This is a genomic window from Paragemmobacter straminiformis (assembly GCF_014243445.1).
Taxonomy (GTDB): domain Bacteria; phylum Pseudomonadota; class Alphaproteobacteria; order Rhodobacterales; family Rhodobacteraceae; genus Paragemmobacter; species Paragemmobacter straminiformis.
This window is the reverse complement of record NZ_JACLQD010000002.1, coordinates 593,441-620,019: the sequence shown is the minus strand read 5'-3', so window position 1 is coordinate 620,019 and position 26,579 is coordinate 593,441. Positions and strand designations below refer to the sequence as shown.

Here is a 26,579-nt window from a genome sequence, read left to right as displayed (position 1 = left end):
TTAGGCGCGCGGGGCAGGGGCCGCAAGGGTCAATGCCGCCCATTCCGACCGCAGCATCCCGTAAAGCATGACGTCGACGTTGCGCCCCAGCACAGGCCGGAACCAGTGGTCGCGCAACCGCCCTTCAAGCGTGAAACCCGCCCGTTCGTAAACCTTTTGCGCGCGCAGATTCTCGCCCGAGGCGTCAAGCCACAGCTTGCCCGCCTGGAATTCGGCAAATGCGTAATCCACCAGCATCCGCACAAAGGCCGCACCCTCGCCACGACCCGCCCGCGCAAGGGCAAGACGCCGCAATTCCACCCGTCCCGAAGGGTCGCCAATCTCGCAAAACAGGGCCGACCCCATCGGCCCCGCGTCATCCCCGGCAATCAGCAGCCGCGCCTTGGGATCGGCCAGATAGGCCGCCAGCGCCACCTCGTCCTCGTCGGTGATAAAGGGCGCATAGTCCGGCCGCTGCGCCAGCGACCGGATGAATGGGAAATCGTCCGGGGTCGCGGCGCGAAGCTTCACGCCACCGCCTTGGCGAATGCGCTGCGATAAAGGTTCGACAGCTCCGCCAAAGACGCGGCCTCGGACCCGAAGGCCACGACCTCGCCGCCAAAGCTGCCCACGACCGCAACGGGCACACCTGCCGCCTTGCCTGCCGCCACCAGCTTTTCGGCATTTGCCGCCGAACAGGCCACCAGATAGCGCGCCTGATCCTCGCCGAACAGGAAGCCCGCTTCCGAAACGGGAAGCGTGACACCCAGCCCCGCGCCTTCGGCCATTTCAAAGGCCGCCAGCCCAAGGCCGCCATCGGCCAGATCGGTCGCCGCCCGCACCAGCGCACGGTTCGCCCGCAGGAATTCGCCATGCCTGCGCTCGGCCGCCAGATCGATGCGCGGCGCATCGCCCGCCTCGATCCCGAACATCTCGGCCAGCACCGCCGATTGGCCCAGATGCCCCTCGGTCACACCGATCAGCACCGCCGCATCGCCCGCAACCGGACGCCCCGCGATCAGCTCGTCCAGCGACGACAAAATCCCCACCGCGCCGATCGTCGGCGTCGGCAGAATGCCCGACCCGTCGGTTTCGTTGTAAAGCGACACGTTGCCCGACACGATGGGCATATCCAGCGCCGCGACCGCAGCCCCGATGCCTTTGATCGCACCCACGAACTGCCCCATGATCTCGGGCTTTTCGGGGTTGCCGAAGTTCAGGTTGTCGGTCGTCGCCAAAGGCCTCGCCCCCACGGCGCAGAGGTTGCGATAGGCTTCCGCAACGGCCTGCTTGCCGCCCTCGAAGGGGTTGGCCTTCACATAGCGCGGCGTCACGTCACTGGTGAAGGCCAGCGCCTTGCCCGTGCCATGCACCCGCACCACGCCCGCACCCGCGCCGGGGGCCACCACGGTATCGGCCATGACCATGCTGTCATACTGCTCGTAGACCCATGCCTTCTGCGCGTAGCTGGGCGACCCGATCAGCGCCCGCAGCCCCGCAATCGCGCCAATCGCCGGAACATCGGCCAGCGGTGCGGCGGCGGGCGTTTCCACCCAGGGGCGGTCATATTCCGGCGCGCTCGACGACAGTTTCGACAGCGGCAGGTCGGCTTTGACCTCGGTTCCATGCAGGATCAGGAAGCGGTCCTCGGGGATCGTCTCGCCCACGATGGCGAAATCGAGGTCCCATTTGACGAAAATCGCCCGCGCCACATCCTCGAGCTCCGGCTTCAGCACCATGAGCATCCGCTCCTGGCTTTCCGACAGCATCATTTCATAGGCGGTCATGTTCGCCTCGCGCTGCGGCACGTCATTCAATTGCAGCTTGATGCCCAAGCCGCCCTTGTCGCCCATCTCGACCGCCGAACAGGTAAGACCCGCAGCCCCCATGTCCTGAATCGAAATCACCGCGCCCGAGGCCATCAGCTCAAGGCAGGCTTCGAGCAGACGCTTTTCGGTAAAGGGGTCGCCGACCTGCACGGTGGGGCGCTTTTCCTCGATCGTGTCGTCGAATTCGGCCGATGCCATCGTGGCACCGCCCACCCCGTCGCGCCCCGTCTTGGCGCCAAGGTAGACGACCGGCATGCCGACGCCGCTGGCGACCGAATAGAAGATCTTGTCCGCATCGGCCAATCCGGCGGCGAATGCGTTCACAAGGCAGTTGCCGTTGTAGCTGCGGTGAAAGCGCACTTCGCCCCCGACCGTCGGCACGCCAAAGGCATTGCCATAGCTGCCCACGCCTTCGACGACGCCTTTCACCAGATGGCTGGTCTTGGGGTGTTCCGGCACCCCGAAAGACAACGAGTTCATCGCAGCGATCGGCCGCGCGCCCATCGTGAACACATCGCGCAAGATGCCGCCCACACCCGTCGCCGCCCCCTGATGCGGTTCGATGTAGCTGGGGTGGTTGTGGCTCTCCATCTTGAAGATCACCGCCTGACCGTCGCCGATATCGACAACCCCCGCATTCTCGCCCGGCCCGCAAATCACCTGCGGCCCCGTGGTCGGCAGCGTGCGCAGCCATTTCTTCGACGACTTATAGGAACAATGCTCGTTCCACATGGCCGAGAAGATGCCAAGCTCGGTAAAGGTCGGCGCGCGCCCGATGATCTGCAGGATCCGCTGGTATTCGTCGGGCTTCAGCCCGTGGGATGCGATCAGTTCCGGTGTGATGGCGGGTTCGGTCATGGTTGCATCCCTTGCAAGACGGCGTCCTTGCAGGCGCTTTACCGTCAACCCCCCAAAAGGGAAAGGGGCCAAGCCTTTCCCTGCGGCCTTGCCGCCGAATTTTCTGCAAAGCCGAATCGTCCCCGCCAGAACCCGCAGGCGCGGTCTTTCATCTCTGCCCTGATTTTGGTCGCCCCGGCCCCGCCCTGTCGCTTTGGCGTGCAGCGGTGGCGATAGTTGGGGCGAAAGCAAAAAAAAGGCCGAGGTTCCGCTCGGCCAAGTCCAACAGGGAGGTATGAGGTGGTGAGAGAAACCTCAATCACCGCCTCGCCGATGCATTTAGGGTCTGGGGCGCGGTGCCGCAAGACAAACCATGCTGCGAACGCAGCATTGCCGCTATGCATTTCTTGCATGGCTTGTTTCGCGTGGCCGTCTGGGCCACCCTCGGGCCACCCTCGGGCTTGCCGCGTTGCCCGTTCTCAGGCGCCTTCTCAGGCCTGTTCGCGCTTGCGGTATTTGAAGATTTCCTCGGTCACGAACTCGCGGAACGCCGCGACCCGCTTGGAATGGCGCAGCTCCTCTGGGTAGGCAAGGAACACCGGCACCTCGCCGCTTTCCACCTCGGGCAGCACCCTGACCAGATGCGGCAGGTCCTCGGTGATGTAATCGGGCAGAACCCCGATGCCGATATGGTTTATCACCCCTTGCAGCACGCCGAAGTAGTTGTTCACCGTCAGCATCGACGGAATGTCGTTCGACATCAGCTGCTGCACCAGCGTCGCCCCCGCCGCGACCTGCGCCGTGCCGGGGTGCTGGCAGATCAGGCGGTGGCTGTTGAATTCGGCCATCGTCAGCGGCGTGCCATGTTCCGCCAGATATTCCGGTGTCGCGTAAAGCCGCATCTTGATGTTCATCAGCCGCTTGCGGATCAGGTCGGCCTGCGACGGCTCTTTCATCCGGATCGCCACATCCGCCTCGCGCATCGGCAGGTCAAGCACGCGCTCTTCCAGCATCAGGTCGATCTTCAGCCCCGGATATTTCTGGTAAAGCGCCGTCAGGCGCGGGGCCAGCCACAGCGTGCCGAAGCCCGTGGTCGTGGTCACCCGCAATTCACCGAAAACCTCGTCCTCGCTGTCGCGGATGCGGGCGGCGGTGGCATCGAGCCGCTTGACCATCTGTTGCGTGGCATCGAACAGCAATTCGCCCTGTTCGGTCAGGATCAGCCCCCGCGCGTGGCGGTGGAACAGCGTGACATTCAGGCTTTCCTCAAGCGCGCGGATCTGCCGGCTGACCGCCGATTGCGACAGGTGCAACACCTCGCCCGCATGGGTCAGCGATCCCTTGTCCGCCACCGCATGGAAAATCCTCAGCTTGTCCCAGTCCATCGCGCCCGTCCTTCTGCCCGTGCCAACCCCCGCTGTCCCCAGCCCCCATGTAAACAGTATAGCAGCCATGTAAATCCTGCATAGGTCGCTTGCTGCCACAAAACCTGCGATTGCACGCCGCATGGGCAAATCCGGCGTCCGTCGCCCGCCTTGGCGGCGCAACCGTCTTTCGCAGGCGGCACTTAGCGCCTATGATCGGCCACAGGCAGCAGCGAACACGCCAAAGGGCGGGGCAGGGGGCAGATATGGCGGTTGGCATCTTCGACAGTGGCCTTGGCGGCCTGACCGTCTATGACGCCGTGGCGCGCCGCCTGCCCGATGTGCCCTTTGTCTACTTTGGCGACAATGCCCACGCGCCCTATGGCGTGCGCGACCACGAGGATATCTTCAACCTCACCTGCGCCGCGACCGAACGTCTCTGGGCCGAGGGCTGCGATCTTGTCATCCTCGCCTGCAACACCGCATCCGCCGCCGCATTGAAACGGATGCAGGAAACCTGGGTGCCGCCCAACAAGCGCGTCCTTGGCGTCTTCGTCCCCCTGATCGAGGCGCTGACCGAACGCCAATGGGGCGACAACTCTCCCCCGCGCGAGGTTGCGGTGAAGCATGTGGCCCTTTTCGCCACTCCCGCCACCGTCGCAAGCCGCGCCTTCCAGCGCGAACTGGCCTACCGCGCCATCGGCGTCGATGTCGAGGCGCAACCCTGCGGCGGCGTGGTCGACGCCATCGAACAGGGCGACGAGATTCTGGCCGAGGCCTTGGTGCGCAGCCATGTCGAAGCCCTCAAACGCCGCATGCCCGCACCCGAAGCCGCCATCCTTGGCTGCACCCACTACCCCCTGATGCAAAAGGTGTTTCAAGAGGCGCTGGGGCAGGGGGTCAAGGTCTATTCCCAAGCCAACCTCGTGGCCGAGTCGCTGGCCGACTATCTGGCACGCCGGCCCGAGTTTCTGGGCTCGGGGACGGACTCGAAGTTCCTGACAACGGGCGACGCAAGAAGCGTCTCGGACCGCGCCACGCAATTCCTGCGCAAGCGGGTGGTGTTTGAAGCGGCGTGACCCGCAACCAGCCTTGCGGTGTCATAGCCGCCGCAGCCTGCTTGTCATCACGGATCAATGAAGCCCCGCGTCGGGCGGCGGGCCTCTGACCCCTTGCCCTCCAATCTGTTTTCCCCCATCACAGCCCCATCCATGCCAAGGGGGGTAAGCCCATGACCGCATCCGTCGCCATCCTCGGCGCTTCCGGCTACACGGGGGCAGAGCTTGTCCGCCTCATCGCAACCCATCCGGGTCTGCGCATCACCGCGCTTTCGGCCGACCGCAAGGCGGGGATGGAGATGGCCGATGTCTTCCCCTTCCTGCGTCACCTGACCCTGCCCAAGCTGGTGAAGATCGACGAGATCGACTTTTCCGGCATCGACCTGTGCTTCTGCGCCCTGCCGCATGCCACCACACAGGCCGTCATCAAAGAGCTGCCGCGCAGCCTCAAGATCGTCGATCTTTCCGCCGATTTCCGGCTGCGCGACGTGGCGGAATACGAAAAATGGTATGGCCAGCCCCATGCCGCGCCCGATCTGCAAAAGGAAGCGGTCTACGGCCTGACCGAATTCTACCGCGACGACATCCGCAAGGGCCGGCTGATCGCGGGCACGGGCTGCAACGCGGCCACCGGCCAATATGCCCTGCGCCCGCTGATTGCGGGCGGGGTGATCGACCTTGACGATATCCTGATCGACCTCAAGGCCGGGGTGTCCGGCGCGGGGCGCTCGCTCAAGGAAAATCTGCTCCACGCCGAGCTTTCGGGCGGCACGCACAGCTATTCGGCGGGCGGCAAGCACCGTCATTTGGGCGAATTCGATCAGGAATTCTCGAAAATCGCGGGCCGTCCCGTGCTGGTGCAATTCACCCCGCACCTTCTGCCGATGAACCGCGGCATCCTTGCCACGACCTATGTGCGGGGCGATGCGAAGGCGGTCCATGCCACGCTGGCCGCCGCCTATGCGGACGAACCCTTCCTTAGGGTGCTTCCTTTCGGCGCACTCCCCTCGACACGCGACATCGCAGGCTCCAACTTCTGCCATATCGGCGTGATCGGCGACCGCATCGCCGGACGCGCCGTGGTGATCGCGGTTCTGGACAACCTGACCAAAGGCTCGTCGGGTCAGGCCATCCAGAACGCGAACCTGATCCTTGGGCTTGGGGAAACCGACGGGCTTATGCTCGCTCCGGTCTTCCCGTAAGGAGAATGCCATGGCCGGAATGAAGGGCCTCAAGAAGCAGCGCCGCATCCAGATCATCGCGCTGGCCGCGGTGCTTCTGGTCGGCTCGACCGCGCTGATCGGCTATGCCATGCGCGACGGGATCAACTTTTTCCGCTCGCCCAGCCAGATCGCCGAGAAGGCCCCCGCCGAGGGCGAGGTGTTCCGCATCGGCGGACTGGTCGAGGAAGGCTCGCTCAAACGCGGTCAGGGCAGCACCATCAGTTTCAGCGTCACCGACACCAAAACCTCGGTCCCCGTCAGCTATACCGGCGTGTTGCCCGACCTTTTTGCCGAAGGCCAGGGCATGGTCGGCACCGGCAGCATGGTGAACGGCACCTTCGTCGCCACCGAAATCCTTGCCAAACATGACGAAACCTACATGCCCAAAGAGGTCGTCGACGCGCTGAAGGAACAGGGCGTCTATGTCGAGCCGAAACCCGGCAGCTAGGCGCGCGCAGCCCTAGGCCCGCGTTAACCCCGCTTTGCCATGCTGCCCCCGAACGGAATGGGGGCATCATGGACATCGCAGCACTGGCCCGCGACATCGCGCAATCCGAAGGCGGCTACGTCGATGATCCGGCCGATCCGGGCGGGCCGACCCATCGCGGCGTGACCCTCTCGACCTTGCGCCGCCTGCATCTCGACCTGAACCATGATGGCCGCTGCGACACCGCCGATCTTCTTGCCCTGACGCTTGACCAGACGGCCGAGATCTATGTGGCGGAATTCTTCCACCGCCCGCGCCTGTCCCTGCTGCCTGAAATCCTGCAACCTTCGGTCTTTGACATGCAGGTGAACTCTGGCGCGCAAGCGGTTCGTATCCTTCAGAAACTTCTGAACAGAATGGGCTTTCCCTGCGCCGTCGATGGCCATGTCGGCCCGCAGACCGCCCGGGCCGCCGCCGCCGCCGCCCGCGCCGCACCCGACCATCTCGCCTGCGCCTATGGCATCGCGCGGCGCAATTACTACTACGCCCTTGCCGGCGCCCGCCCCGTCCTGCGCCGCTTTGCCCGCCGGCGCGATGGCGGCAAGGGCGGCTGGATCACCCGCGCCGAGCGTTTCATCGCCCCGCGCTACCACCTCACCGACAGCCAACACCGCGAAAGGACAGCCACATGGGCCTGATCGACCGCCTTCTTTCCTCGACCGAGGCGACCGCCACCCTGCGCGCCCTTGCCGATGCGCTGAACGCCGAAATGCCGGCCGCCGCCAAACGGGCAGGGCGCTATGACCAGATGGTCGACGCCGTGAACCGCCTGCCGCGCCCGATCATGGCGCTTGGCGCGCTTTTGCTTGTCGGCTACGCCATGCTTGACCCTGCGGGGTTCTCGGCCCGCATGACCGCGCTTGCCAACATGCCCGAGGCGCTGTGGTGGCTGATCGGCGGGGTCATAACCTTTACCTTTGGCGCGCGCGAAACCCATTACCTGCGCAACCGTCCCGCCAGCCCGCCGCAATCGGCACCGGCGGAACCCAATGCCGCCTTGGATGACTGGCAAAAGGCCCAACCCTGACGGGCCGTCCTTGACCTGTCGGGATGCCTCTGGCATTGCCAAAGGCAACCAGACAGGAACTTGATCAAATGAACCTCTTCTCGGATATCCGGGACCTCGTCCTTGCCGCGCTGAACGAAATGGCCGCCGAAGGCCAACTTCCCGCAGGTCTCGATTTCGCTGCCGTTGCCGTCGAACCCCCGCGCGATGCCGCCCACGGCGATATGGCAACCAATGCCGCGATGGTGCTGGCCAAGCCCGCAGGGCTGCAACCCCGCGCCATCGCCGATGCCCTCGCATCCCGCCTGATGGCCGATCCGCGCATCGCGGGGGCCGATGTGGCCGGGCCGGGCTTCCTCAACCTGCGGCTCAATCCGGTGATCTGGCAGGGCCTCGTGCGTTCGGTGCTGACCCAAGGCATCGCCTATGGCCGCGCCAACCTTGGCGCGGGGCTCAAGGTCAACGTCGAATTCGTCTCGGCCAACCCCACGGGGCCGATGCACGTGGGCCATGTGCGCGGCGCGGTATTCGGCGATGCGCTCGCCCGCCTGCTGGCCTTTGCCGGCTGGAACGTCACGCGCGAATATTACATCAACGACGGCGGCGCGCAGGTCGATGTCCTCGCCCGCTCCGCCTTTGAACGCTACCGCGAGGCGAACGGCCTCTCTCCCGAAATCCGCGAAGGCCTTTACCCCGGCGACTATCTCATCCCCGTGGGCGAGGCGCTCAAGGCCAAATACGGCACCTCGCTTCTCGACCAGCCCGAATCCGTCTGGCTCAGGGACGTGCGCGACTTCGCCTCGGCCATGATGATGGAGGAGATCCGTGGCGACCTCGCCCTGCTCGGCGTGCAGATGGATGTCTACTCCTCCGAAAAGGCGCTTTACGGCACGGGCGAGATCGAGGCCGCGATCGAAACCCTGCGCAGCATGGGCCTGATCTACGAAGGCACGCTCGAACCGCCCAAGGGCAAGGAACCCGACGACTGGGAACCGCGCATCCAGACGCTGTTCCGCTCGACCGCGCATGGCGACGATGTCGACCGCCCGGTCAAGAAATCCGACGGCTCATGGACCTATTTCGCCCCCGACATCGCCTATCACTACAACAAGGTGCGTCGCGGCTTCGACGCGCTGATCGACATTTTCGGGGCCGACCACGGCGGCTACGTCAAACGCATGAAGGCCGCCGTCTCGGCCCTGTCGAACGGCCGCGTGCCGCTCGACATCAAGCTGATCCAGCTTGTGAAGCTTTACAAGAACGGCGAACCCTTCAAGATGTCCAAGCGGGCAGGGACCTTCGTCACCCTGCGCGATGTGGTCGAACAGGCGGGGGCAGACGTCACGCGCTTCGTGATGCTGACCCGCAAGAACGACGCAGCACTCGACTTCGACTTCGACAAGGTGCTGGAACAGTCCAAGGACAACCCCGTTTTCTACGTCCAATACGCCAACGCCCGCATCAATTCCGTCCTGCGCAAAGCGCGCGAGGCCGGGCTTGCCGTCGATGACGCCACGCTTTCCGCCGCTGACCTTGCGGGCCTGACCCACGAGGCCGAAGTGACCCTCGCCAAGAAACTCGCCGAATGGCCGCGCCTTGTCGAAATCGCCGCCCGCAACAACGAACCGCACCGCGTCGCCTTCTACCTCTACGAACTCGCCTCTGATTTCCACGGCCTGTGGAACCGTGGCAACGACGACACCTCGCTCCGCTTCATTCAGGAAGGTGAATCGGCAACGTCCCAAGCGAAAATCGCCCTTGCCCGGGCCGTTTCGGTTGTGATTTGCAGCGGTCTTGCTATCTTGGGCGTCACTCCGGTCGAGGAAATGCGCTGAAAAACAAGCGTCCGACCAGAGAAGGCGGGCATTTGGCGGGGCGGGTCCAACCACCCCGTATGAGGCAGGGCATGGCGGACGTGGACTTCGAAGATTTCGATGACGGCTACGGTGCAGCCGACGGGCGGACCGAGGCGCGGGGGTTGCAACCCTCGCGGCTGGTGAACATCGCGGGTGCCGTCAGCTCGGTCGCCTTGGTGATCGGCCTTGGTGTCTGGGGCTACAAACTCGCCGTGCGCGACGTGAACGGCATTCCCGTCGTCCGCGCGCTCGAGGGGCCGATGCGCATGGCCCCCGCCAATCCGGGCGGCGAGGTGGCCGCCCATCAGGGTCTTGCCGTCAATGACGTCGCAGCCCTCGGCGCCGCAGCGCCCCCGCCCGAACAGCTCATCCTCGCCCCGCGCCCCGTCGAACTGACCGATGAGGACGCCGCCGCCGAAGACCTGAACGGCGCGGCCCCTGCTACCCCGTTGCAAGACACCGCCCTTGCCCCCGTCGTGGCCCCCGTGGCCCCCCTTGCCGCCACCGAAGGCGGGGCCGATGCCGACGCCGTGGCCAAGGCCCTTGCCGAAGCCCTCGCCGCCGATCCCGATGCCGCCAGCATCGAGGAAGACGTGGGCAGCGTTGATACCACCCTTGCCGCGACCGATGTCGCAACGCCCGAAACCGCCGCACCCGAAGCCGCCGCCGCCGCGCCGTCGACGCGCCCTCTCGCGCGTCCGGCCAGCTTTGGCGCCGCGTCCGTGGCAACCGACCCCGCCGCCACCGACACCGCCCCCGCCTTGGCCGAAACCGCCGCCCCGCCGCCCGTGGTCGAGGTGGACCCTTCCGCCATTCCCGTCGGCACGCGCCTTGTCCAGCTTGGCGCCTTCGACACCGCCGATCAGGCGCGGGGCGAATGGCTCAAGCTGACCAACCAGTTCGGCCCCGCCTTTGCGGGCAAGGCGATGGTCGTGCAATCCGCCGAAAGCGGCGGCTCCACCTTTTTCCGCCTGCGCGCCCACGGCTTCGCGGACGAGGCCGAAACCCGCAGTTTCTGCCTGACGCTGCTCGAACAGAACGCCGCCTGCATTCCGGTCGAACAACGATGACAGCCCGACCGACAGGGGCCACGATCTTCGGCTGTTCCGGGCCTGTGCTGACCGCCGACGAACGCGCCTTCTACCGTGACGCCGACCCCTTCGGTTTCATCGTCTTTGCCCGCAACGTCGAAACCCCCGACCAGCTGCGCCGCCTCACCTCTGACCTGCGCGACAGCGTCGGGCGCGAGGCTCCGGTTCTGGTCGATCAGGAAGGGGGGCGCGTCCAGCGCCTGCGCGCGCCGCATTGGCGCGAATGGCTGCCCCCGCTCGATCAGGTCGAAGCCGCTGGCCCGCATGCGGCACTGGTCATGGCCCTGCGCGCGCGGGTCATGGCGGCCGAATTGCGTGCCGTGGGCATCGACGCCAATTGCGCCCCCTGCGCCGATCTGGCTCTGCCCGAAACCCATCCTTTCCTGAAGAACCGCTGCTACGGCGGCAACCCCGGCCTTGTGACCGGCATCGCCCGCGCCGTCGCCGACGGCTTCCTTGCCGGCGGCGTGCTGCCCGTCATCAAGCACCTTCCCGGACATGGCCGCTCATCGGCCGACACGCATCACGACCTGCCCACCGTCACCGTAGACAGGGCCACCCTGCGCGACACCGATTTCGCCCCCTTCCGCGCCCTGAACGACCTGCCTATGGCGATGACGGCCCATATCGTCTTTGCCGCGCATGATGCGGATCATCCCGCCACGCAATCGCCCGAAATGATCCGCGTGATCCGCGACGAGATCGGCTTTTCCGGCCTTCTCATGACCGATGACCTCAACATGCAGGCCCTGTCCGGCACCTTGGCCGAACGTGCGGCCCGCTCCATCGCCGCAGGCTGCGACATCGCCCTGCATTGCAAGGGCGACATGGCCGAAATGCAGGCCGTCGCCGCCGCCGCAGGCCGCATGTCCGCCGCCACGGCCACCCGTGCCGCCGCGGCCCTGCGCTGCCGCCGCGACCCGGAACCTGCCGACATCGACGCGCTTCTGGCCGAATTCAACGCCCTCTCCGGTGCCGCCCATGTCCGATGACTGGAGCGAAGCCGAACGCCTCACCCCGGCCGAACGCCTCGCCTCCGAGGCGCTGATCGTCGATGTCGACGGCTTCGAAGGCCCGCTCGACCTGCTGCTGACCCTGTCGCGCACGCAAAAGGTCGATCTGCGCCGCATCTCGGTTCTGGAACTTGCCAACCAGTATATGGTTTTCGTCGAACGCGCCCGCGCGCTGCGGATCGAGCTTGCCGCCGATTACCTTGTCATGGCCGCCTGGCTTGCCTTCCTGAAATCGCGCCTCCTGCTGCCGCCCGATCCCGGCGATGACGGCCCCTCGGCCGAAGAACTCGCCGCACATCTCGCCTTCCAGCTCGAACGCCTCGAAGCCATGCGCGAAGCCGCCGCCCGCCTGATGGCGCGCGACCAGTTGGGCCGCGATATCTTTGCCCGTGGCGTGCCGGAAGACGTCACCCGCCACCGCACCGTGACCTATACCGCCACCCTGATCGACCTGATGCGCGCCTATGCCCGCATCCGCACCAAGGACGAATTCCGCCCCTTCGTGATGGACCGCGACCACGTTTTCACGATGGAACAGGCGCTCGACCGGATGCGCGGCCTGATCGGCTATGCCGGTGACTGGGCCGACCTCACCTCTTTCCTGCCCGAAGGCTGGGACGTGAACCCGATGCGCCGCCGGTCATCGACCGCCGCGCATTTCGCCGCCATCCTCGAACTTGCCAAACGCGGACAGGTCGAACTGCGGCAGGGCGAAACCTTCTCGCCGATCCAGCTTCGCCGAAGGGACGGCGCATGACCGACACGCCCGAACCCATCGAAAAGACCCTGTTCGAAGCCCCCCCGATGGGCGAGCAAGAGCGCATGGTCGAAGCCATCCTCTTTGCCAGCGCAGACCCCGTCACCGTGTCCGAGCTTCAGGCCCGCATGCCCCACGGCTGCGACCCGGCCGAAGCTTTGGTCCACCTGCGCAAACGCTACGAAGGGCGCGGCGTGCATCTGGTGCGCGTGGGGGATGCCCATGCCTTCCGCACCGCCGCCGATCTTGGCCACCTGTTGCAAAAGGAAACCGTGGAACAGCGCAAACTGTCGCGCGCCGCCATCGAAACCCTTGCCATCGTCGCCTATCACCAGCCCGTCACCCGCGCCGAGATCGAGGAAATCCGCGGCGTCGCCGTCTCGCGCGGAACCATCGACCAGCTTCTCGAACTCGACTGGATCCGCCTTGGCCGCCGCCGCATGACCCCCGGTCGCCCCGTCACCTTTGTCGTGACCGAACATTTCCTCGACCATTTCGGCCTTGAATCCGCCCGCGATCTTCCGGGCCTCAAGGAATTGCGCGCGGCGGGCCTGCTCGACAACCGCCCCCTCCCGGGCAGCATGCAAAAACAGGATGACGAGGACGAGGCCACCACCGGCCAAAGCGAATTGTTCGAGGATTAGTGAAAATGGACCTGTCGAAACTTCTGATGATGATCCTGAACCCGATCATCCGCCGTCTGGTCAACCGCGGCATCGACGCAGGCTTCGACCGCTTCGCGGGGCCGGAAGAAAAGGGCGCAAAGCCCGATCCGCAGACGCGGGCGACGATAAAACGGCTGAACCAGTCGATCCGCATCGGCCGCAAACTCTGGTAGCCAATTCCGTTCGAACGGATTTGCAAATTCCTTCCAAGGAATTTGCGCGCTATTTGAACTGTTTCGCCAGTTTCAGACCCTGACCCTGATAGTTCGATCTGATCTCGCGGCCGTAAAGCGTATCGGGCCGCTCGGCCATATGCTCGTAGACCAGCCGCCCCACGACCTGCCCGTGTTCCAGCACAAAGGGCGCCTCGTGGCAGCGCACTTCCAGCACGCCGCGCGACCCCGCGCCCCCCGCCGCCGCATGGCCGAAACCGGGGTCGAAGAAGCCTGCGTAATGCACGCGGAATTCGCCCACCATCGCCAGATAGGGGGCCATCTCGGCCGCATAGTCGGGCGGGATCGTCACGGCCTCGCGGCTGACCAGAATGTAGAAGGCACCGGGGTCAAGGATGATCCGCCCCTCGCTGGTGCGGACCTCCTCCCAGAACTCGCCCGCCGGATAATGCCCGATCCTGTCCAGATCGATCACCCCCGTATGCGGCTTGGCGCGATAGCCCACCAGATCGCCTGTCGCGGGCCGCAGATCGACCGAAAAGCCCAAGCCATCCGAAATCACCGCCTCGCCCGACACCAGCCCCTCGCTGGCATGCAGCCTTGCCAGTTCGGCATCCGACACCACGGCTTGCCCGCTGCGGAACCGGATCTGGTTCAACCGCATTCCCGGCCGCACCAGCACCGAAAAACTGCGCGGGCAGACCTCGGCGTAAAGCGGGCCTTTGTATCCGTCGGGAATCCGGTCGAACTCTGCGCCGCCATCCGTGATGGTCCGCGTCAGCAGATCCAGCCGCCCGGTCGAGGATTTCGCATTGGCCACCGCCGTGATCCCCGCAGGCAGGGCCAGCCCCTCCATCAGCGGAATCACATAGACGCAGCCCTTTTCCAGAACCGCGCCATTCGACAGGTCTACCGCGTGCATCTCGAATTCCGCGATGCGCTCGGCCACCGTCCGCCCGTGCCCTGCAAGAAAGCTGGCCCGCACGCGGTAAGCCACCGTGCCCAACCGCAGATCGAGGCTCGCCGGCTGCACCTGCGCCTCGATCACCGCCGGATGGGCCGCAATCGCGCCCGTGCCGATCAAACCGCAGATGGCCTGCGCCGGAAGTACGCCTGTCGTCACCATGACCCATCCCCCCGCAGGCCTGAAACGGAACCGCCCGCGCTGCCGGATGGCAGGCGGGCGGTTTCGGTGTTGGTCGGGCCGGAGAGATTCGAACTCTCGACCTTCCGCCCCCCAGACGGACGCGCTAACCAGGCTGCGCCACGGCCCGACACGCCGCCTACATACCGCTTTTCGGGGCAGGGGCAAGCAGGAAAAACCGCCAAAACGTCAATCACCGCGCCCGACGCCGCACGCCCAGTGCCAGACGCCCGCGCAGCTCGACCAGACGCGCGCGGATCGCCGCCAATTCGGCACGGCTGGCCGTAAGATCGGCCGGATCGGCCTGCCGCAACCGCATGGCAAGGGTGGTTTCCCCAAGGGTTTCAACAGGCTGCTTCGAATCGTCCTCGCCCCGTTCCTCGGTCGCGTCATCGGCCTGTGCCGCCTCCGGGGCAGGGGGCGGCGCAAAGGCGATCGGCTCGGGCAGGGGGGCTTCCTCGACCTCGACAAAGGGCGCTTCGGGAATGTCCTCCGGCTCGGGCGGGGCAGGGGCTTCGGTTGCGGCCGCCTGCCGCGCAAGGGCGGCTTCCAGCGAAATCACCTGCGCCGTCTGCACCTCGGCCGTATCGCTGGCCGTCTCGGCCGCAACGCCGAATTCGGCGGCCAGCACAGCCTCGACATCCGCCTCGGGCACTGCGGCCGGACCCATCCCGCCAAGGGCCGCCACATGGCGCACGCCCTGCTCGCGCAAGATCTTCTGCACGCCGCGTATGGTCAGCCCGTCCTCATGCAGCAGCTTCTTGATTCCCGCCAGCAGCGCCATATCGGCGGGGCGGTAATAGCGCCGCCCGCCCGCCCGCTTCACGGGCCGGATCTGGGGAAAGCGGCTTTCCCAGAACCTCAGCACATGGGCGGGCGTGTCGAGATGCTCGGCCACCTCGCTGATCGTGCGGAATGCGTCGGGCGATTTGTCCATCCGCGCCGGCGACCCTTACTTCTTCGATCCGGCGGCGACCCGGTCCTTCATCAGATGCGAGGGGCGAAAGGTCAGCACGCGGCGCGGGCTGATCGGCACCTCGTCGCCTGTCTTGGGGTTGCGGCCCACGCGGGCCGTCTTGTCACGGACCGAAAAGGTGCCAAAGGACGAAATCTTCACGACCTCGCCCGAAGCCAGCGCTTCCGACATGTGTTGCAGCACGCTTTCGACAAGCATCGCGCTTTCGTTGCGCGACAGACCGACCTCGCGGAACACCGCTTCGCTCAGGTCCATCCGCGTCAGAGTCTTCTCGCTCATCACCAAAACCTCCCCCGGCATTTAACCAAAGGATGGTCGGAATGGTTTCTCAAGTCAATATCAACAGCTTGCAGGGGTGTTTTCAGGCGCTCACCAGCGCAGGACCACCGATCCCCATGCCAATCCGCCGCCAATCGCCTCGGTCACCAGCAGGTCGCCCTGCTTGATCTGGCCGCGGCTCTTGCCCACTGAAAGCGCCAGCGGGATCGACGCGGCCGAGGTGTTGCCGTGGTCCTGCACCGTCACCACCACGCGGTCCATCGGCACCTGCATGCGTTTGGCCGTGCCTTCGATGATGCGGATATTGGCCTGATGCGGCACGATCCAGTCGACATCGCCGCCCGTCAACCCGACCTTGTCCAAAGCCGCATGCGCTGTTTCCGCAAGCTTTTCAACGGCATGGCGAAAGACTTCCTTGCCCTGCATCCGCAAGTGGCCGGTCTGTCCCGTCGAAACCCCGCCATCGACGTAAAGAATGTCCCTGTGCCGTCCGTCCGAATGCAGATCGGTCGAAAGGATCCCGCGATCCTCGGTGCTGCCGGTGCCTTCGGCCCGCTCCAGCACCACCGCGCCCGCCCCGTCGCCGAACAAAACGCAGGTGCCGCGATCGGTCCAGTCCATCAGCTTCGAGAAGGTCTCGGCCCCGATCACCAACACCCGCTCGGCCTGACCCGAGATGATCAGCGCATTGGCATTGGCCATGGCGAAAACGAATCCCGCGCAGACCGCCTGCACGTCAAAGGCAAAGCCCCGCGTCATGCCCAGATTGGCCTGGATCATCGTCGCCGCCGACGGAAAGGTCAGATCGGCGGTCGAGGTGGCAAGGATGATCGCGTCGATATCGTCCGCCACCAGCCCCGCATCCGCCAGCGCCGCCTGCGCCGCCCGCGTGCCAAGGTCCGAGGTGGTCTGCCCCTCGGCCGCGAAATGCCGCCGCTCGATTCCCGAACGCGACCGGATCCACTCGTCCGAGGTTTCGACCAGTGTTTCCAACTCGGAATTCGGGACAAGCCTTTCGGGCAGGTAATGCCCGACGCCTTTTACTACGGCGCGTATCGTCATTTTACGTGGTCCCGCCCTCTGCCCCCGACGGGGCCGCTCTTGCCGCGGCATCCTGCCCCGCCTGATCGGCCGAAGCAACCCGTGCCGCCAGCCGTTCCAGAAAGCCCGATTTCGCAAGCTGATAGGCCAGCCGCACCGCCGCCGCGACGCCCGTCGCATCGGCCGAGCCATGCGATTTCACGACCGTTCCGTTCAGGCCAAGGAACACCCCGCCATTGGCCCGCCGCGGGTCGATCCGCCGTTGGAACCGCTTCAGCGTGCCCATCGCAACCGCCGCCGCGATCTTCGACCAGATTGAACGGGTGAATTCCTCGCGCAGCACATCGGCGATCAGCTTGGCAACGCCTTCGCCGGTTTTCAGCGCGATATTGCCGGTGAATCCGTCGGTCACGATCACATCGACCGATGCCGTGGTGATATCGCTGCCCTCGACAAAGCCGACATATTCGAAATCGCCCACCTCTTGCAGCGCGATCAGGCGCTCTTGCGCCTCTTTCAGCTCGGCGCGGCCCTTGTGTTCCTCGGTGCCCACATTCAACAGGCCCACGCGCGGCCGCGTTAGTTTCAGCCCGTTGCGGGCATAGCTCGCGCCCATCGTGGCGAATTGCACCAGATCATCGGCGTCGGCCTTGATGTCGGCCCCCATGTCCAGCATCACGTTGAAGCCGGTCGGGTTGCGCGACGGCCAGAAACTGGCGATGGCCGGACGGTTGATTCCCGGCAGACGCCGCAGCCGGATCAGCGAAAGCGCCATCAACGCGCCGGTATTGCCGCAAGACACCGCCACCGCCGCATCGCCACGCTTCACGCTTTCGATGCAGGACCACATGCTGGTGCCTTCGCCGTTGCGCATCACCTGCGCGGGCTTGTCATGCATGGTGACCACGCGCTCGGCATGGCAAAGCGTCACGCGACCCCGCAACGCAGGCTCGCGCGACACCAGTTTGCCAAGCTCGACCTCGTTGCCATGCAGCAGAAAGGCGATATCGGGAAAGGTTTCGGCAGACAGCACAAGACCGGCAACCACCGCTGCCGGTCCGCGATCTCCGCCCATCGCGTCAATGGAAATGACGACCGGCGTCGCAGCCTTGGTTTCCGGAGTGGTTCCGTTGGCCATGATGCGACGCTAGGCTCGGGGGCGGCTTACGCCGCGTCCTCGTCCAGATCGACTTCTTTCGCCACGGCGACGATTTCGCGCGCGTCATAGTGGCCACAAGCGGGGCACACGTGGTGCGGGCGCTTCAGGTCGCCACAGTTCGAGCATTCCTGCGGATTGCCTGCGACCAAAGAGTCATGCGAACGACGCATGTTGCGGCGCGAACGGGTGACTCGGTTCTGAGGGACAGCCATGTCTCAACCTCGGGTAGCGGGGACATGCCCCTGGATTTATCTTTGCGATCAGTGGGTTGCCCGCTGCATCGCGAGCGTGGTCCAGCCATCGAACGAGGCGCGGAAAATAGCGGGATTTGGCACGGGCGCAAGCCCCTTTCTTGCCCGCCTTTCCAACCGCCTCATTCGGGCGTTTCCCCCCCGCCCAGACGGTCTTTCAGCGCGGCCAGACCGGCAAAGGGTTTCAGGTCGCCGTCACGCAGCGGGGCCTGTCCGGGCGCGGTAAAGACGGCCTCGCCCAGTTCCACACCCGGCGCGCGCGGATAGAGCGGCAGCGCCAGCGCCAGCGCCTCGAGGGCGACAGCCCCCAGATCGATCACCTCGGGCAGGGGTTCGGTCGTGTCATCCTCGGGCATCTCCGCCTCTTCGCCGTCGGGAAAGGCAAAGTCGGCGTCATAGCGCCGCGCCACCGCTTCCTGTAGCGGCGTGACCACCGGGGCCAGCGTCACCGAACAGGGTTGCTCCACCGTGGCCTCCATCTGGGCCTGCAACACGAAGTCGCGCTTTCCGGCCGCCCGCAACTCGCCCTTGAAGCGAAAGGCGGGCAGGGCGGTGATCTCTAGCGCCTCGGCCATCGCCGCCCGTGTCGCCGCATCGGGCTTCAGGTCGAAATGCACCGGCTTGCGGTTGGGCAGGTTCGCCACGCGCAAGGGATGCGACAGCGGCAGGTCGGCTTTGGCATCTGCGCCATGCGGCAGGGCATCGGACATGACCGTTTCTCCTTTTCGTCCTTGTCGCGGCGGCGGCCGCTGCGGGCAAAGCGGGCAACTCCGCCCTTCCGGCCCCGTTCCATTCTTGAACACTGGGCCGCTCTTCTGTAAGCCTGAAGCCACAAGCCGCCGGGGCTGCAATCCCTTTGGCAATTACGTCGCTTGCAGGCGCGTGACAAGGCGAAGCGGCAAAAGCTATGGGGACGGGGATGGGTTTCATCGCAAAGACGGTGCAGCGCGCGGGCGCAGGGGCTGGCCGGTTCGGCCTGATCGGCCTTCTGCTCATTGTCGTGACCGCCTGCACCACCCTGTACCGCAACCACGGCTACGTCCCGACCGATGACGAACTGGCCTTGGTGCAGGTGGGCGACAGCCGCGATGCCGTGACCGAAAAGATCGGTCGCCCCACCGCCTCGGGCCTGTTGAACGATGTGGGCTGGTTCTACGTGCAAAGCCGCTTTGCCTATCGCGGCGCGTTCGAGCCGCGCGAGATCGACCGTCAGGTCGTCTCGATCACCTTCGATCAGGGCGGCAAGGTCGCCAATATCGAGCGATTCGGTCTCGAGCGCGGCAAGGTCGTGCAACTCTCGCGCCGCGTGACCGAAACCAACATCAAGGGCATCGGCTTCATCCGCCAGCTTCTGGGCAGCTTCGGCAAGATCGGCCCGAGCGCCTTTGCCGACAACTGACACGGCAACCGGCCTGCCATCGCCGCCACGCGGCCCCGCAGCGGGGGCCGCGCCGGTTTCTTCCTAGCTTTCCGGCTCGAAGGTCAGCGCCACGCCGTTGATGCAATAGCGCAGGCCGGTCGGGGCAGGGCCGTCGGGAAACACATGGCCCAGATGCGCGTCGCAGCGGTTGCAATGCACTTCCGTCCGCCGCATCCACAGCGTGCGGTCCTCTTGCTCGCCCACCATCTCGGGGTCGATCGGTTTCCAGAAACTGGGCCATCCGGTGCCACTGTCGAATTTGGTCGCCTGCTCGAAAAGCGGCGCACCGCAGCAGACGCACATATAGGTGCCGGCCTCCTTGGGAAAATTGTCATGCGTAAAGGCCCGCTCGGTGGCGTGTTTGCGCGTGACCTTATAGGCCAGCTCGGGCAATTGCGCCCGCCATTCCGCATCCGATTTGACGATCTTGTCCATCCACCCGCTCCATCCTTGCGGCGCACCTACCGGCTTGCAGCCCGCGCCCGCAGCCTGCCATATCTAATCCGGCCAAGCCGCCGCGCCAAGGGAAAGGGGGGCAAGTGATCGTGACAGCCGCGTTTCCCGCCCTGAAACTGGGCCGCTACAGCCTGACCGAGCGTCCCGACGCCGCTTTCGCCCTGCGCGCGCTGTGCTTTCGCGGGGGCGCAAGCGACCGCGACGCGCTCGACGCGCTGTGCCAGCATCCGACCGTCACCGACACCGCCACCGGCACGACCGTCGCCGCCTTCCGCATCCAGCTTCTGCCCGATGCCGCCGCCCTGCGCCAAAGCTACGCGGCCCGCTTCTACGACCTGGCACGCCTCGCGGCCCTGTCCGGCCCCTTCCTCGAACTGGGCCGCTTCTGCCTGCATCCCGACTGGCATGACCCCGATATCCTGCGCCTCGCATGGGCGGGGCTGACCCGGATCGTCGACGCCCACGGCGTGACCCTGCTTTTCGGCTGCACCTCCTTTTCCGGCACCGATCCCGCGCCGCATCTCGACGCCTTCGCCCATCTGGCGGCCCGCCACCGCGCCCCGTCCGACCGCGCCCCCCTGCAAGGGGCCGACGCGCTCGACTATCCCGCCCTGACGCGGGGATACCGCGCCGACCCCAAGCAGGGCGTCGCATCGCTGCCGCCCCTGTTGCGCACCTATCTCGCGATGGGCGGATGGGTCAGCGACCACGCCGTGATCGACCGCGATCTGAACACGCTCCACGTCTTTACCGGCGTCGAGATCGCCCGCATCCCGCCCGCCCGCGCCCGCCTTCTGCGCGCTCTGGCCACCATGCCCGATTGACCAAGCCTGATTGACCTTCCCGCGCGGCCCGACTAACCCCTCGCGCATGGCACGCGCACCCCTCCTCCAGCTTTCCGGCATCTCGCTGACCTTCGGCGGCAATCCCATCTTCGACGGTCTCGACCTTGTCGTGCAACCGGGCGACCGTGTGGCGCTTGTCGGCCGGAACGGTTCGGGCAAATCCACCCTGATGAAGGTGATGGCCGGTCTCGTCGAACCCGATCACGGCGTCCGCGTCGTGCCCCCCGGCGTGACCGTGGGCTATATGGAGCAGGACCCCGACCTGTCCGGCTACGAGACGCTGGGCGACTATGCCGCAAGCGCGCTGGACGAATCCGAAAGCTACCGCGTCGCGATGGTGGCCGAAGGGCTGAAATTCCGGCCCGAAACCCCTGTCGCCACCGCCTCGGGCGGCGAACGGCGCCGCGCCGCGCTGGCAAAGCTGCTCGCCGAGGCGCCCGAGCTGATGTTGCTCGACGAACCGACGAACCACCTCGACATCCAGGCCATCGAATGGCTGGAAACCGAGCTGTCGACCACCCGCACCGCCTTTGTCCTCATCTCCCACGACCGCGCCTTCCTGCGCGCCCTCACCCGCGCGACGCTCTGGATCGACCGGGGCGAGGTGCGCCGCCGCGAATCGGGTTTCGACGGGTTCGAGGAATGGCGCGAAACCATCTGGGCCGAGGAAGACGAAGCCCGCCACAAGCTGGAACGCAAGATCAAGGCCGAGGCGAAATGGGCCGTCGAGGGCATCAGCGCCCGCCGCAAGCGCAATCAGGGCCGCGTCCGCGCCCTTGCCGCCCTGCGCGAGGAACGCGGCTCCATGATCCGCCGTCAGGGCACCGCCGCGATGGAATTCGAATCCGGCACCACCTCGGGCAAGCGCGTGATCGAGGCCAAGGGGCTGTTCAAGACCTACGGCGAAAAGACCATCGTCCAGAACTTCGACCTGCGCGTGCTGCGGGGCGACCGCGTGGCCTTCGTCGGCCCGAACGGTGTTGGCAAGACGACGCTTCTCAAAATGCTGGTGGGCGAGGTGGCCCCCGATCAGGGCAGCGTCACCCTTGGCACCAACCTCGAAATCGCCGTGTTCGACCAGACCCGCGCCCAACTCGACCCCGAAGCCTCGCTTTGGGACAACCTGACGGGCGATCCATCCATGCGCGTCTCGGGCGCATCGGATCAGGTCATGGTGCGCGGCGTGCCCAAGCATGTGGTGGCCTATCTCAAGGACTTCCTGTTCGACGAACGTCAGGCCCGCGCCCCCGTCCGCTCGCTCTCGGGCGGCGAAAAGGCGCGTCTTCTGCTTGCCAAACTCATGGCGCGGCCCTCGAACCTGCTGATCCTCGACGAACCGACCAACGATCTCGACGTCGAAACCCTCGACCTCTTGCAAGATATCCTTGGCGATTATGACGGCACCGTGCTTCTTGTCAGCCACGACCGCGATTTCATCGACCGCGTCGCCACGGCCACCGTCGCCCTCGAAGGCAAGGGCCGCGCCACCGTCTACCCCGGCGGCTGGTCCGATTACGCCGCCCAACGCCCCGAGGCCGAGGCCGAAGCCGAGCGCAACGCCAACAAACCCCAGCCCAAGGCCGAAGCCAGGCCGGAACCCAGATCCGACGGGCTCACCTTTACCGAACGCAAGCGGCTCGAGGCTCTGCCCGCCCTGATCGAACGGATCGAGGCCGAAATCGCCAAGCTGCACGACTATCTCGCAGCCCCCGACCTCTTCACCAAAGAGCCGGTGAAATTTCGCAAAGCGACCGAGGCATTGGCTGAACGGCAGCAAGCCCTTGCTGCGGCCGAAACCGAATGGTTGAACCTCGAGGAACGCGCCTAGTTCCCGCCTATCGCGGATATGTGAATAATTACAAACCCTTCGGCCATCTTTGGCCGAAAGGGCATGTCGCGCATCGCGGCTTCCCGCCCAAGTCCCGCCCCCTTCGGCATCGGCGGCTTAAGTTGTCTTGTTTCTCAAATCGATAGCCCGCAGGTGTGAACCCTCTGGCAGCCCCGACCTCCTGACACGGGGGCCGCCGATGGAACTTGAAGGAGAGACAGATGATGAAACTTGCAGTGCTTTCGATCGCGATCCTTGGCGCCGCTCCGGCCTTTGCCGGCGGTCCGGTGATCGTGGCCGACGATGCGGTCGTGGCGGCCCCCGCGCCGATGCGCGCGCCCGCGCCCTCGGGTGACTGGGGCGGCTTCTACGGCGGTGCGCAGCTTGGCTACGGCAGCGTGAACGGCAATGCCACCGTCGAGAACGCGCTCGATTTCGGCGGTGACGGCCTGATCGGCGGCATCCACGCCGGCTACCGCATGGACTGGGGCACCTTCGTCGGCGGCGCCGAACTCGCCTACGATCTGACCAACATCGAGATCGGCAACGGTGCTACCGGAAGCTTCGACAACATGGCCAGCCTCAAGCTGATGGGCGGCGTCGATTTCGGCCAGTGGCTCGCCTATGGCACCGTCGGCATGTCGCGCGTCGGCGCCGATTTCTCGGACACGCTGGCCGGCAACGACACGCTCGAAGGCCGCTTTGCCGGTCTGGGCGCGGAATATGCGCTCAGCGAGCAACTCTCGGTCGGCGGCGAGGTGCTTCAGCACAGCCTCAGCAACGACGCGGCCGATTTCGACATGACCACGGTTCAGGCGCGGGTCAACTTCCGCTTCTGATGCCGGAAGGGCGGGCGATGCAGCCCGCCCTTTCTCACATCATCTCGGCCACGACCTTTGCGATCATCGCCACATCCTCTTGCGTGCAGTCGAACTGCCCCACCTGCACCCGTATGACATAGCGCCCCTGATGCCGCGTCTGCGTCAGATAGATCCGCCCGTCATCGTTGATCCGCGCCAGAAGCGCCTCGGTCGCGGCCTCGTCTGCCAGCGCAAAGCTGAACAGCGACAGCGAGGGTTCGGTCACGATGTCGATCCCCTTGATCGCCGCGAGGGCATCCCTCGCATCGCGCGCCCAGGCCACATGGTTGCGGATGCGCGCGCGCAACCCCTCCAACCCGTAGGCCCGCAGCGTGAACCACAGTTTCAATGCGCGGAAGCGGCGGCCCAAAGGCACGGTCCATTCGTTGAAATTGGTGATCTCCTCGCGCCCTGCCGTTTCGAGATAGGTCGGCCGCAGGCCAAGCGTCCTGATCTGCGGGGCAGGGTCCGCGATGAACTGCACCGCGCAATCGAACTGCGCGCCCAGCCATTTGTGCGGGTTGAACACCACCGAATCCGCCCCCTCGACCCCGTCCCACAGGCTGCGGAACTCGGGGCAGATCATGGCCGACCCCGCCCATGCCGCATCGACATGCACGGGCAGTCCGTGCGATTTTGCCACAGCGATGCAATCGGCGATCCGGTCAAAGGCCCCCACGCTGGTGCCCCCCGCGCAGAGCACCACGCCCGCAGGCACGAACCCTGCCTTCAGGTCCGCCGCAATCGCCCCCGCCAGCGCCCCCGGCTTCATCGACAGCCGTGCATCCGTCGGAATCTTCACAAGGTTCTCTTGCCCGATCCCCGCAACACGCGCCGCCTTGTCCACGCTCGAATGCGTCTCGGCGCTGGCGTAAAGCCGCAACCGCGGCTGCCCGGAAAGCCCCGCCTGCACCCCCGCCCAGTCAAGCGCCCGCTCGCGCATCGTCAGCACCGCCGACAGCGTGGCGGTCGTGGCGCTGTCATGGATCGTTCCCGTGAACCGCGCGGGCAACCCCAGCGCCTGCGCCAGCCACGACACCATCACCTGTTCGATTTCCGTCGCCGCCGGCGAGGTTTGCCACAGCATCCCCTGCGACGCGATGGCATTGGCCAATTGCTCGGCCAGCATCGAGGCGGGTGCCGCATTGGCGGGGAAATAGGCAAAGAACCTCGGGTGCTGCCAATGCGTCATGCCATCGGGCACGATCCGCTCGAAATCGGCAAAGATCGTCTCCATCGGCTCGGCCGCTTCGGGCGGGGCGGGGGGCAACTGCCCCGCAATCGCCCCCGGCACCAGCGGCGCGCGCACGGGGCGGTCGCGCAGCCCCGCATGATAGCCATGCGCCCAATCCGCAGCCCGTTTCGACCAGTCGCGCAAATCGTCGTGATTCATCTGCCCCCCCCTTTTTGCCGAGACAAGGCCACGCCGCGCCGCCCCGTGCAAGGGCTCGTGCAAGGGCCCGTGCAAGGGCCCGTGCAAGGCCATGTGCAGATGCACGTTTTCAAGCCGCCGCGAAGTTGCTAGACCGCGCCACGGACTGCATAGGGGTAAACGATGGCGACGATCCGCCTGCACAATTCGAAGACACGGAAGAAAGAGGAATTCCTTCCCCTCGATCCCGCGAATGTGCGCCTCTATGTCTGCGGCCCCACGGTCTATGACCGCGCCCACCTTGGCAACGCCCGCCCCGTGGTGGTGTTCGACACGCTTTACCGCCTGCTGCGCCATGTCTATGGCGCGGATCATGTCACTTACGTCCGCAATTTCACCGATGTGGATGACAAGATCAACGCCACCGCCCTGTCGCGAAAACAGGCAGGCGCAAGCGGCACGCTCGAAGAGCTGATCGCCGAACGGACCGAGGAAACGATCGGCTGGTATCACGCCGACATGGACGCGCTCGGCGCGCTGCGGCCCGACCATGAACCCCGCGCGACCGCCTATATCGGCCCGATGATCGCCATGATCGAAACCCTGATCGCAGGCGGCCACGCCTATGCGCGCGAAGGGCACGTCCTGTTCCGCGTGCGGTCCTATGCGAATTACGGCGCCCTCTCGGGCCGGTCGGTCGATGACATGATCGCAGGCGCAAGGGTCGAGGTCGCGCCCTTCAAGGAAGACCCGATGGACTTCGTCCTCTGGAAGCCGTCCGACGCCGAAACCCCCGGATGGGACAGCCCCTGGGGCCGCGGCCGCCCCGGCTGGCACATCGAATGCTCGGCCATGAGCTACGAGTTGCTCGGCGCCTCCTTCGACATCCACGGCGGCGGCATCGACCTGCAATTCCCGCATCACGAGAACGAACTCGCGCAAAGCTGCTGCGCCCACCCGCAATCGGGCTTTGCCAGCGTCTGGATGCACAACGAGATGCTTCAGGTCGAGGGCAAGAAGATGTCCAAAAGCTTGGGCAACTTCTTCACCGTGCGCGATCTTCTGGATCAGGGCATCCCGGGCGAGGTGATCCGCTTCGTCTTTCTCGGCACGCATTACGGCCGCCCGATGGACTGGACGGCGGAAAAGGCCGCGCAGGCAGAAGCCACCTTGCGCAAATGGCGCAGCCTGACCGCTGGCGTGGCCCCGTCCTCTCCTGCGCAGGCCGTTCTTGCCGCCTTGTCCGACGATCTGAACACCGCAGGCGCAATCGCCGAACTCCACGCCCTTGCGGCCAATGGCGATGCGCAGGCGCTCAAGGCCTCTGCCGCACTCCTCGGGCTGCTTTCGGACGACCTTGGCGCATGGGCGACGGCGGGGGTGGACCTTGCCCCCTATGCCGCGAAACTCGCCGCCCTGCGCGAGACGGCGATGGCGGCCAAGGATTTCGCCCCCGTCGACGCGATGAAGGCCGCGCTTCTGGCGGCAGGGGTCGAGGTGCGCATGTCAAAGGCGGGCGTTGACCTGCTGGCCGGTGCCGGTTTCGATGCGGCGAAACTGGAGGGCCTGCTGTGACGCAAATTTCTTTGAAGAAATTTGCAAATTCCTTC

The 26,579-nt window shown here is 65.7% G+C and carries 28 protein-coding genes and 1 tRNA gene; 16 read left to right on the top strand and 13 right to left on the bottom strand.

The window, feature by feature from the left end:
* From H7F16_RS08800 to H7F16_RS08790, 3 genes are all read right to left on the bottom strand, one after another.
* Nucleotides 1–510 carry a GNAT family N-acetyltransferase gene (locus tag H7F16_RS08800; protein ID WP_185797190.1) on the bottom strand — a complete coding sequence of 170 codons (510 nt, stop codon included), beginning with the start codon at nt 508–510 and terminating at the stop codon, nt 1–3.
* Nucleotides 507–2,666 carry a phosphoribosylformylglycinamidine synthase subunit PurL gene (gene purL, locus H7F16_RS08795; RefSeq protein WP_185797189.1) on the bottom strand — a complete coding sequence of 720 codons (2,160 nt, stop codon included), beginning with the start codon at nt 2,664–2,666 and terminating at the stop codon, nt 507–509. The genes H7F16_RS08800 and purL overlap by 4 nt, the downstream gene beginning before the upstream one ends.
* A 470-nt stretch (nt 2,667–3,136) precedes the next feature.
* Nucleotides 3,137–4,030, bottom strand: a complete 894-nt coding sequence (locus H7F16_RS08790; RefSeq protein WP_185797188.1) for a LysR family transcriptional regulator — start codon at nt 4,028–4,030, stop codon at nt 3,137–3,139.
* 245 nt (nt 4,031–4,275) lie between these two features.
* Between H7F16_RS08790 and murI the strand changes: the two genes are divergently transcribed.
* The 11 genes from murI (at nt 4,276) to H7F16_RS08735 (ending at nt 13,338) form a co-directional block, all read left to right on the top strand.
* Nucleotides 4,276–5,088, top strand: a complete 813-nt coding sequence (gene murI / locus H7F16_RS08785) for a glutamate racemase (RefSeq protein WP_185797187.1) — start codon at nt 4,276–4,278, stop codon at nt 5,086–5,088.
* A gap of 152 nt (nt 5,089–5,240) precedes the next feature.
* Nucleotides 5,241–6,269: an N-acetyl-gamma-glutamyl-phosphate reductase gene (gene argC, locus H7F16_RS08780; protein WP_185797186.1), complete on the top strand. Its 1,029-nt coding sequence runs from the start codon at nt 5,241–5,243 to the stop codon at nt 6,267–6,269.
* 19 nt (nt 6,270–6,288) lie between these two features.
* Nucleotides 6,289–6,738 carry a cytochrome c maturation protein CcmE gene (gene ccmE / locus H7F16_RS08775; RefSeq protein WP_185797555.1) on the top strand — a complete coding sequence of 150 codons (450 nt, stop codon included), beginning with the start codon at nt 6,289–6,291 and terminating at the stop codon, nt 6,736–6,738.
* Between the two features lie 65 nt (nt 6,739–6,803).
* Nucleotides 6,804–7,415 (top strand): holin-associated N-acetylmuramidase, encoded by a 612-nt coding sequence (locus H7F16_RS08770; RefSeq protein ID WP_422121118.1) that lies wholly within the window; start codon nt 6,804–6,806, stop codon nt 7,413–7,415.
* Nucleotides 7,406–7,804, top strand: a complete 399-nt coding sequence (locus tag H7F16_RS08765; RefSeq protein ID WP_185797184.1) for a 3TM-type holin — start codon at nt 7,406–7,408, stop codon at nt 7,802–7,804. Before H7F16_RS08770 ends, H7F16_RS08765 begins: the two co-directional genes overlap by 10 nt.
* 68 nt (nt 7,805–7,872) lie before the next feature.
* Nucleotides 7,873–9,618: an arginine--tRNA ligase gene (argS, locus tag H7F16_RS08760; RefSeq protein WP_185797183.1), complete on the top strand. Its 1,746-nt coding sequence runs from the start codon at nt 7,873–7,875 to the stop codon at nt 9,616–9,618.
* Nucleotides 9,619–9,689: 71 nt separating this feature from the next.
* Entirely contained in the window at nt 9,690–10,709 is a 1,020-nt protein-coding gene (locus tag H7F16_RS19885; protein WP_185797182.1) for an SPOR domain-containing protein, read from the top strand.
* A complete protein-coding gene (locus tag H7F16_RS08750) occupies nt 10,706–11,722 on the top strand; it encodes a glycoside hydrolase family 3 N-terminal domain-containing protein (protein WP_185797181.1) in 1,017 nt (338 codons plus the stop codon). The genes H7F16_RS19885 and H7F16_RS08750 overlap by 4 nt, the downstream gene beginning before the upstream one ends.
* Complete coding sequence (locus H7F16_RS08745; RefSeq protein WP_185797180.1) at nt 11,712–12,500, top strand: segregation and condensation protein A; 789 nt, start codon at nt 11,712–11,714, stop codon at nt 12,498–12,500. The genes H7F16_RS08750 and H7F16_RS08745 overlap by 11 nt, the downstream gene beginning before the upstream one ends.
* Nucleotides 12,497–13,144, top strand: coding sequence for an SMC-Scp complex subunit ScpB (scpB, locus tag H7F16_RS08740; RefSeq protein WP_185797179.1), 648 nt, complete (start codon nt 12,497–12,499; stop codon nt 13,142–13,144). The genes H7F16_RS08745 and scpB overlap by 4 nt, the downstream gene beginning before the upstream one ends.
* Before the next feature lie 5 nt (nt 13,145–13,149).
* A complete protein-coding gene (locus H7F16_RS08735) occupies nt 13,150–13,338 on the top strand; it encodes a hypothetical protein (protein WP_185797178.1) in 189 nt (62 codons plus the stop codon).
* A gap of 49 nt (nt 13,339–13,387) precedes the next feature.
* Here the strand turns inward: H7F16_RS08735 and H7F16_RS08730 are convergent, their stop codons facing one another.
* From H7F16_RS08730 to H7F16_RS08695, 8 genes are all read right to left on the bottom strand, one after another.
* Entirely contained in the window at nt 13,388–14,461 is a 1,074-nt protein-coding gene (locus tag H7F16_RS08730) for a 2'-deoxycytidine 5'-triphosphate deaminase (protein ID WP_185797177.1), read from the bottom strand.
* Nucleotides 14,462–14,534: 73 nt separating this feature from the next.
* Nucleotides 14,535–14,612, bottom strand: a tRNA-Pro gene (locus H7F16_RS08725).
* 63 nt (nt 14,613–14,675) lie between these two features.
* The gene (locus tag H7F16_RS08720) at nt 14,676–15,419 is read right to left on the bottom strand and encodes a MerR family transcriptional regulator (RefSeq protein WP_185797176.1); all 744 of its coding nucleotides are present in this window, start codon (nt 15,417–15,419) and stop codon (nt 14,676–14,678) included.
* A 15-nt stretch (nt 15,420–15,434) separates the two neighbouring features.
* Nucleotides 15,435–15,737 (bottom strand): integration host factor subunit alpha, encoded by a 303-nt coding sequence (ihfA, locus tag H7F16_RS08715; RefSeq protein ID WP_185797175.1) that lies wholly within the window; start codon nt 15,735–15,737, stop codon nt 15,435–15,437.
* Nucleotides 15,738–15,827: 90 nt separating this feature from the next.
* Entirely contained in the window at nt 15,828–16,799 is a 972-nt protein-coding gene (locus H7F16_RS08710; RefSeq protein WP_185797174.1) for a beta-ketoacyl-ACP synthase III, read from the bottom strand.
* Between the two features lies 1 nt (nt 16,800).
* Nucleotides 16,801–17,916, bottom strand: coding sequence for a phosphate acyltransferase PlsX (plsX, locus tag H7F16_RS08705; RefSeq protein ID WP_185797173.1), 1,116 nt, complete (start codon nt 17,914–17,916; stop codon nt 16,801–16,803).
* 26 nt (nt 17,917–17,942) lie between these two features.
* Nucleotides 17,943–18,149 carry a 50S ribosomal protein L32 gene (gene rpmF / locus H7F16_RS08700; protein WP_185797172.1) on the bottom strand — a complete coding sequence of 69 codons (207 nt, stop codon included), beginning with the start codon at nt 18,147–18,149 and terminating at the stop codon, nt 17,943–17,945.
* Nucleotides 18,150–18,310: 161 nt separating this feature from the next.
* Nucleotides 18,311–18,898, bottom strand: a complete 588-nt coding sequence (locus tag H7F16_RS08695) for a YceD family protein (protein WP_185797171.1) — start codon at nt 18,896–18,898, stop codon at nt 18,311–18,313.
* Nucleotides 18,899–19,107: 209 nt separating this feature from the next.
* On the opposite strand from H7F16_RS08695, the gene H7F16_RS08690 reads away from it, so the two are divergent.
* Nucleotides 19,108–19,587, top strand: coding sequence for an outer membrane protein assembly factor BamE (locus tag H7F16_RS08690; RefSeq protein ID WP_185797170.1), 480 nt, complete (start codon nt 19,108–19,110; stop codon nt 19,585–19,587).
* Nucleotides 19,588–19,650: 63 nt separating this feature from the next.
* On the opposite strand, the gene msrB is transcribed toward H7F16_RS08690, so the two are convergent.
* Nucleotides 19,651–20,043: a peptide-methionine (R)-S-oxide reductase MsrB gene (msrB, locus tag H7F16_RS08685; RefSeq protein WP_185797169.1), complete on the bottom strand. Its 393-nt coding sequence runs from the start codon at nt 20,041–20,043 to the stop codon at nt 19,651–19,653.
* A 104-nt stretch (nt 20,044–20,147) separates the two neighbouring features.
* On the opposite strand from msrB, the gene H7F16_RS08680 reads away from it, so the two are divergent.
* From H7F16_RS08680 to H7F16_RS08670, 3 genes are all read left to right on the top strand, one after another.
* Complete coding sequence (locus H7F16_RS08680; protein ID WP_338401984.1) at nt 20,148–20,888, top strand: GNAT family N-acetyltransferase; 741 nt, start codon at nt 20,148–20,150, stop codon at nt 20,886–20,888.
* Between the two features lie 46 nt (nt 20,889–20,934).
* A complete protein-coding gene (locus tag H7F16_RS08675) occupies nt 20,935–22,737 on the top strand; it encodes an ABC-F family ATP-binding cassette domain-containing protein (RefSeq protein WP_185797168.1) in 1,803 nt (600 codons plus the stop codon).
* 221 nt (nt 22,738–22,958) lie between these two features.
* The gene (locus H7F16_RS08670; RefSeq protein WP_185797167.1) at nt 22,959–23,576 is read left to right on the top strand and encodes an outer membrane protein; all 618 of its coding nucleotides are present in this window, start codon (nt 22,959–22,961) and stop codon (nt 23,574–23,576) included.
* A 34-nt stretch (nt 23,577–23,610) separates the two neighbouring features.
* Here the strand turns inward: H7F16_RS08670 and H7F16_RS08665 are convergent, their stop codons facing one another.
* A complete protein-coding gene (locus tag H7F16_RS08665) occupies nt 23,611–24,990 on the bottom strand; it encodes a pyridoxal phosphate-dependent decarboxylase family protein (RefSeq protein WP_185797166.1) in 1,380 nt (459 codons plus the stop codon).
* A gap of 162 nt (nt 24,991–25,152) precedes the next feature.
* Between H7F16_RS08665 and cysS the strand changes: the two genes are divergently transcribed.
* Nucleotides 25,153–26,544, top strand: coding sequence for a cysteine--tRNA ligase (gene cysS, locus H7F16_RS08660; RefSeq protein WP_185797165.1), 1,392 nt, complete (start codon nt 25,153–25,155; stop codon nt 26,542–26,544).
* Nucleotides 26,545–26,579 lie beyond the last annotated feature (35 nt).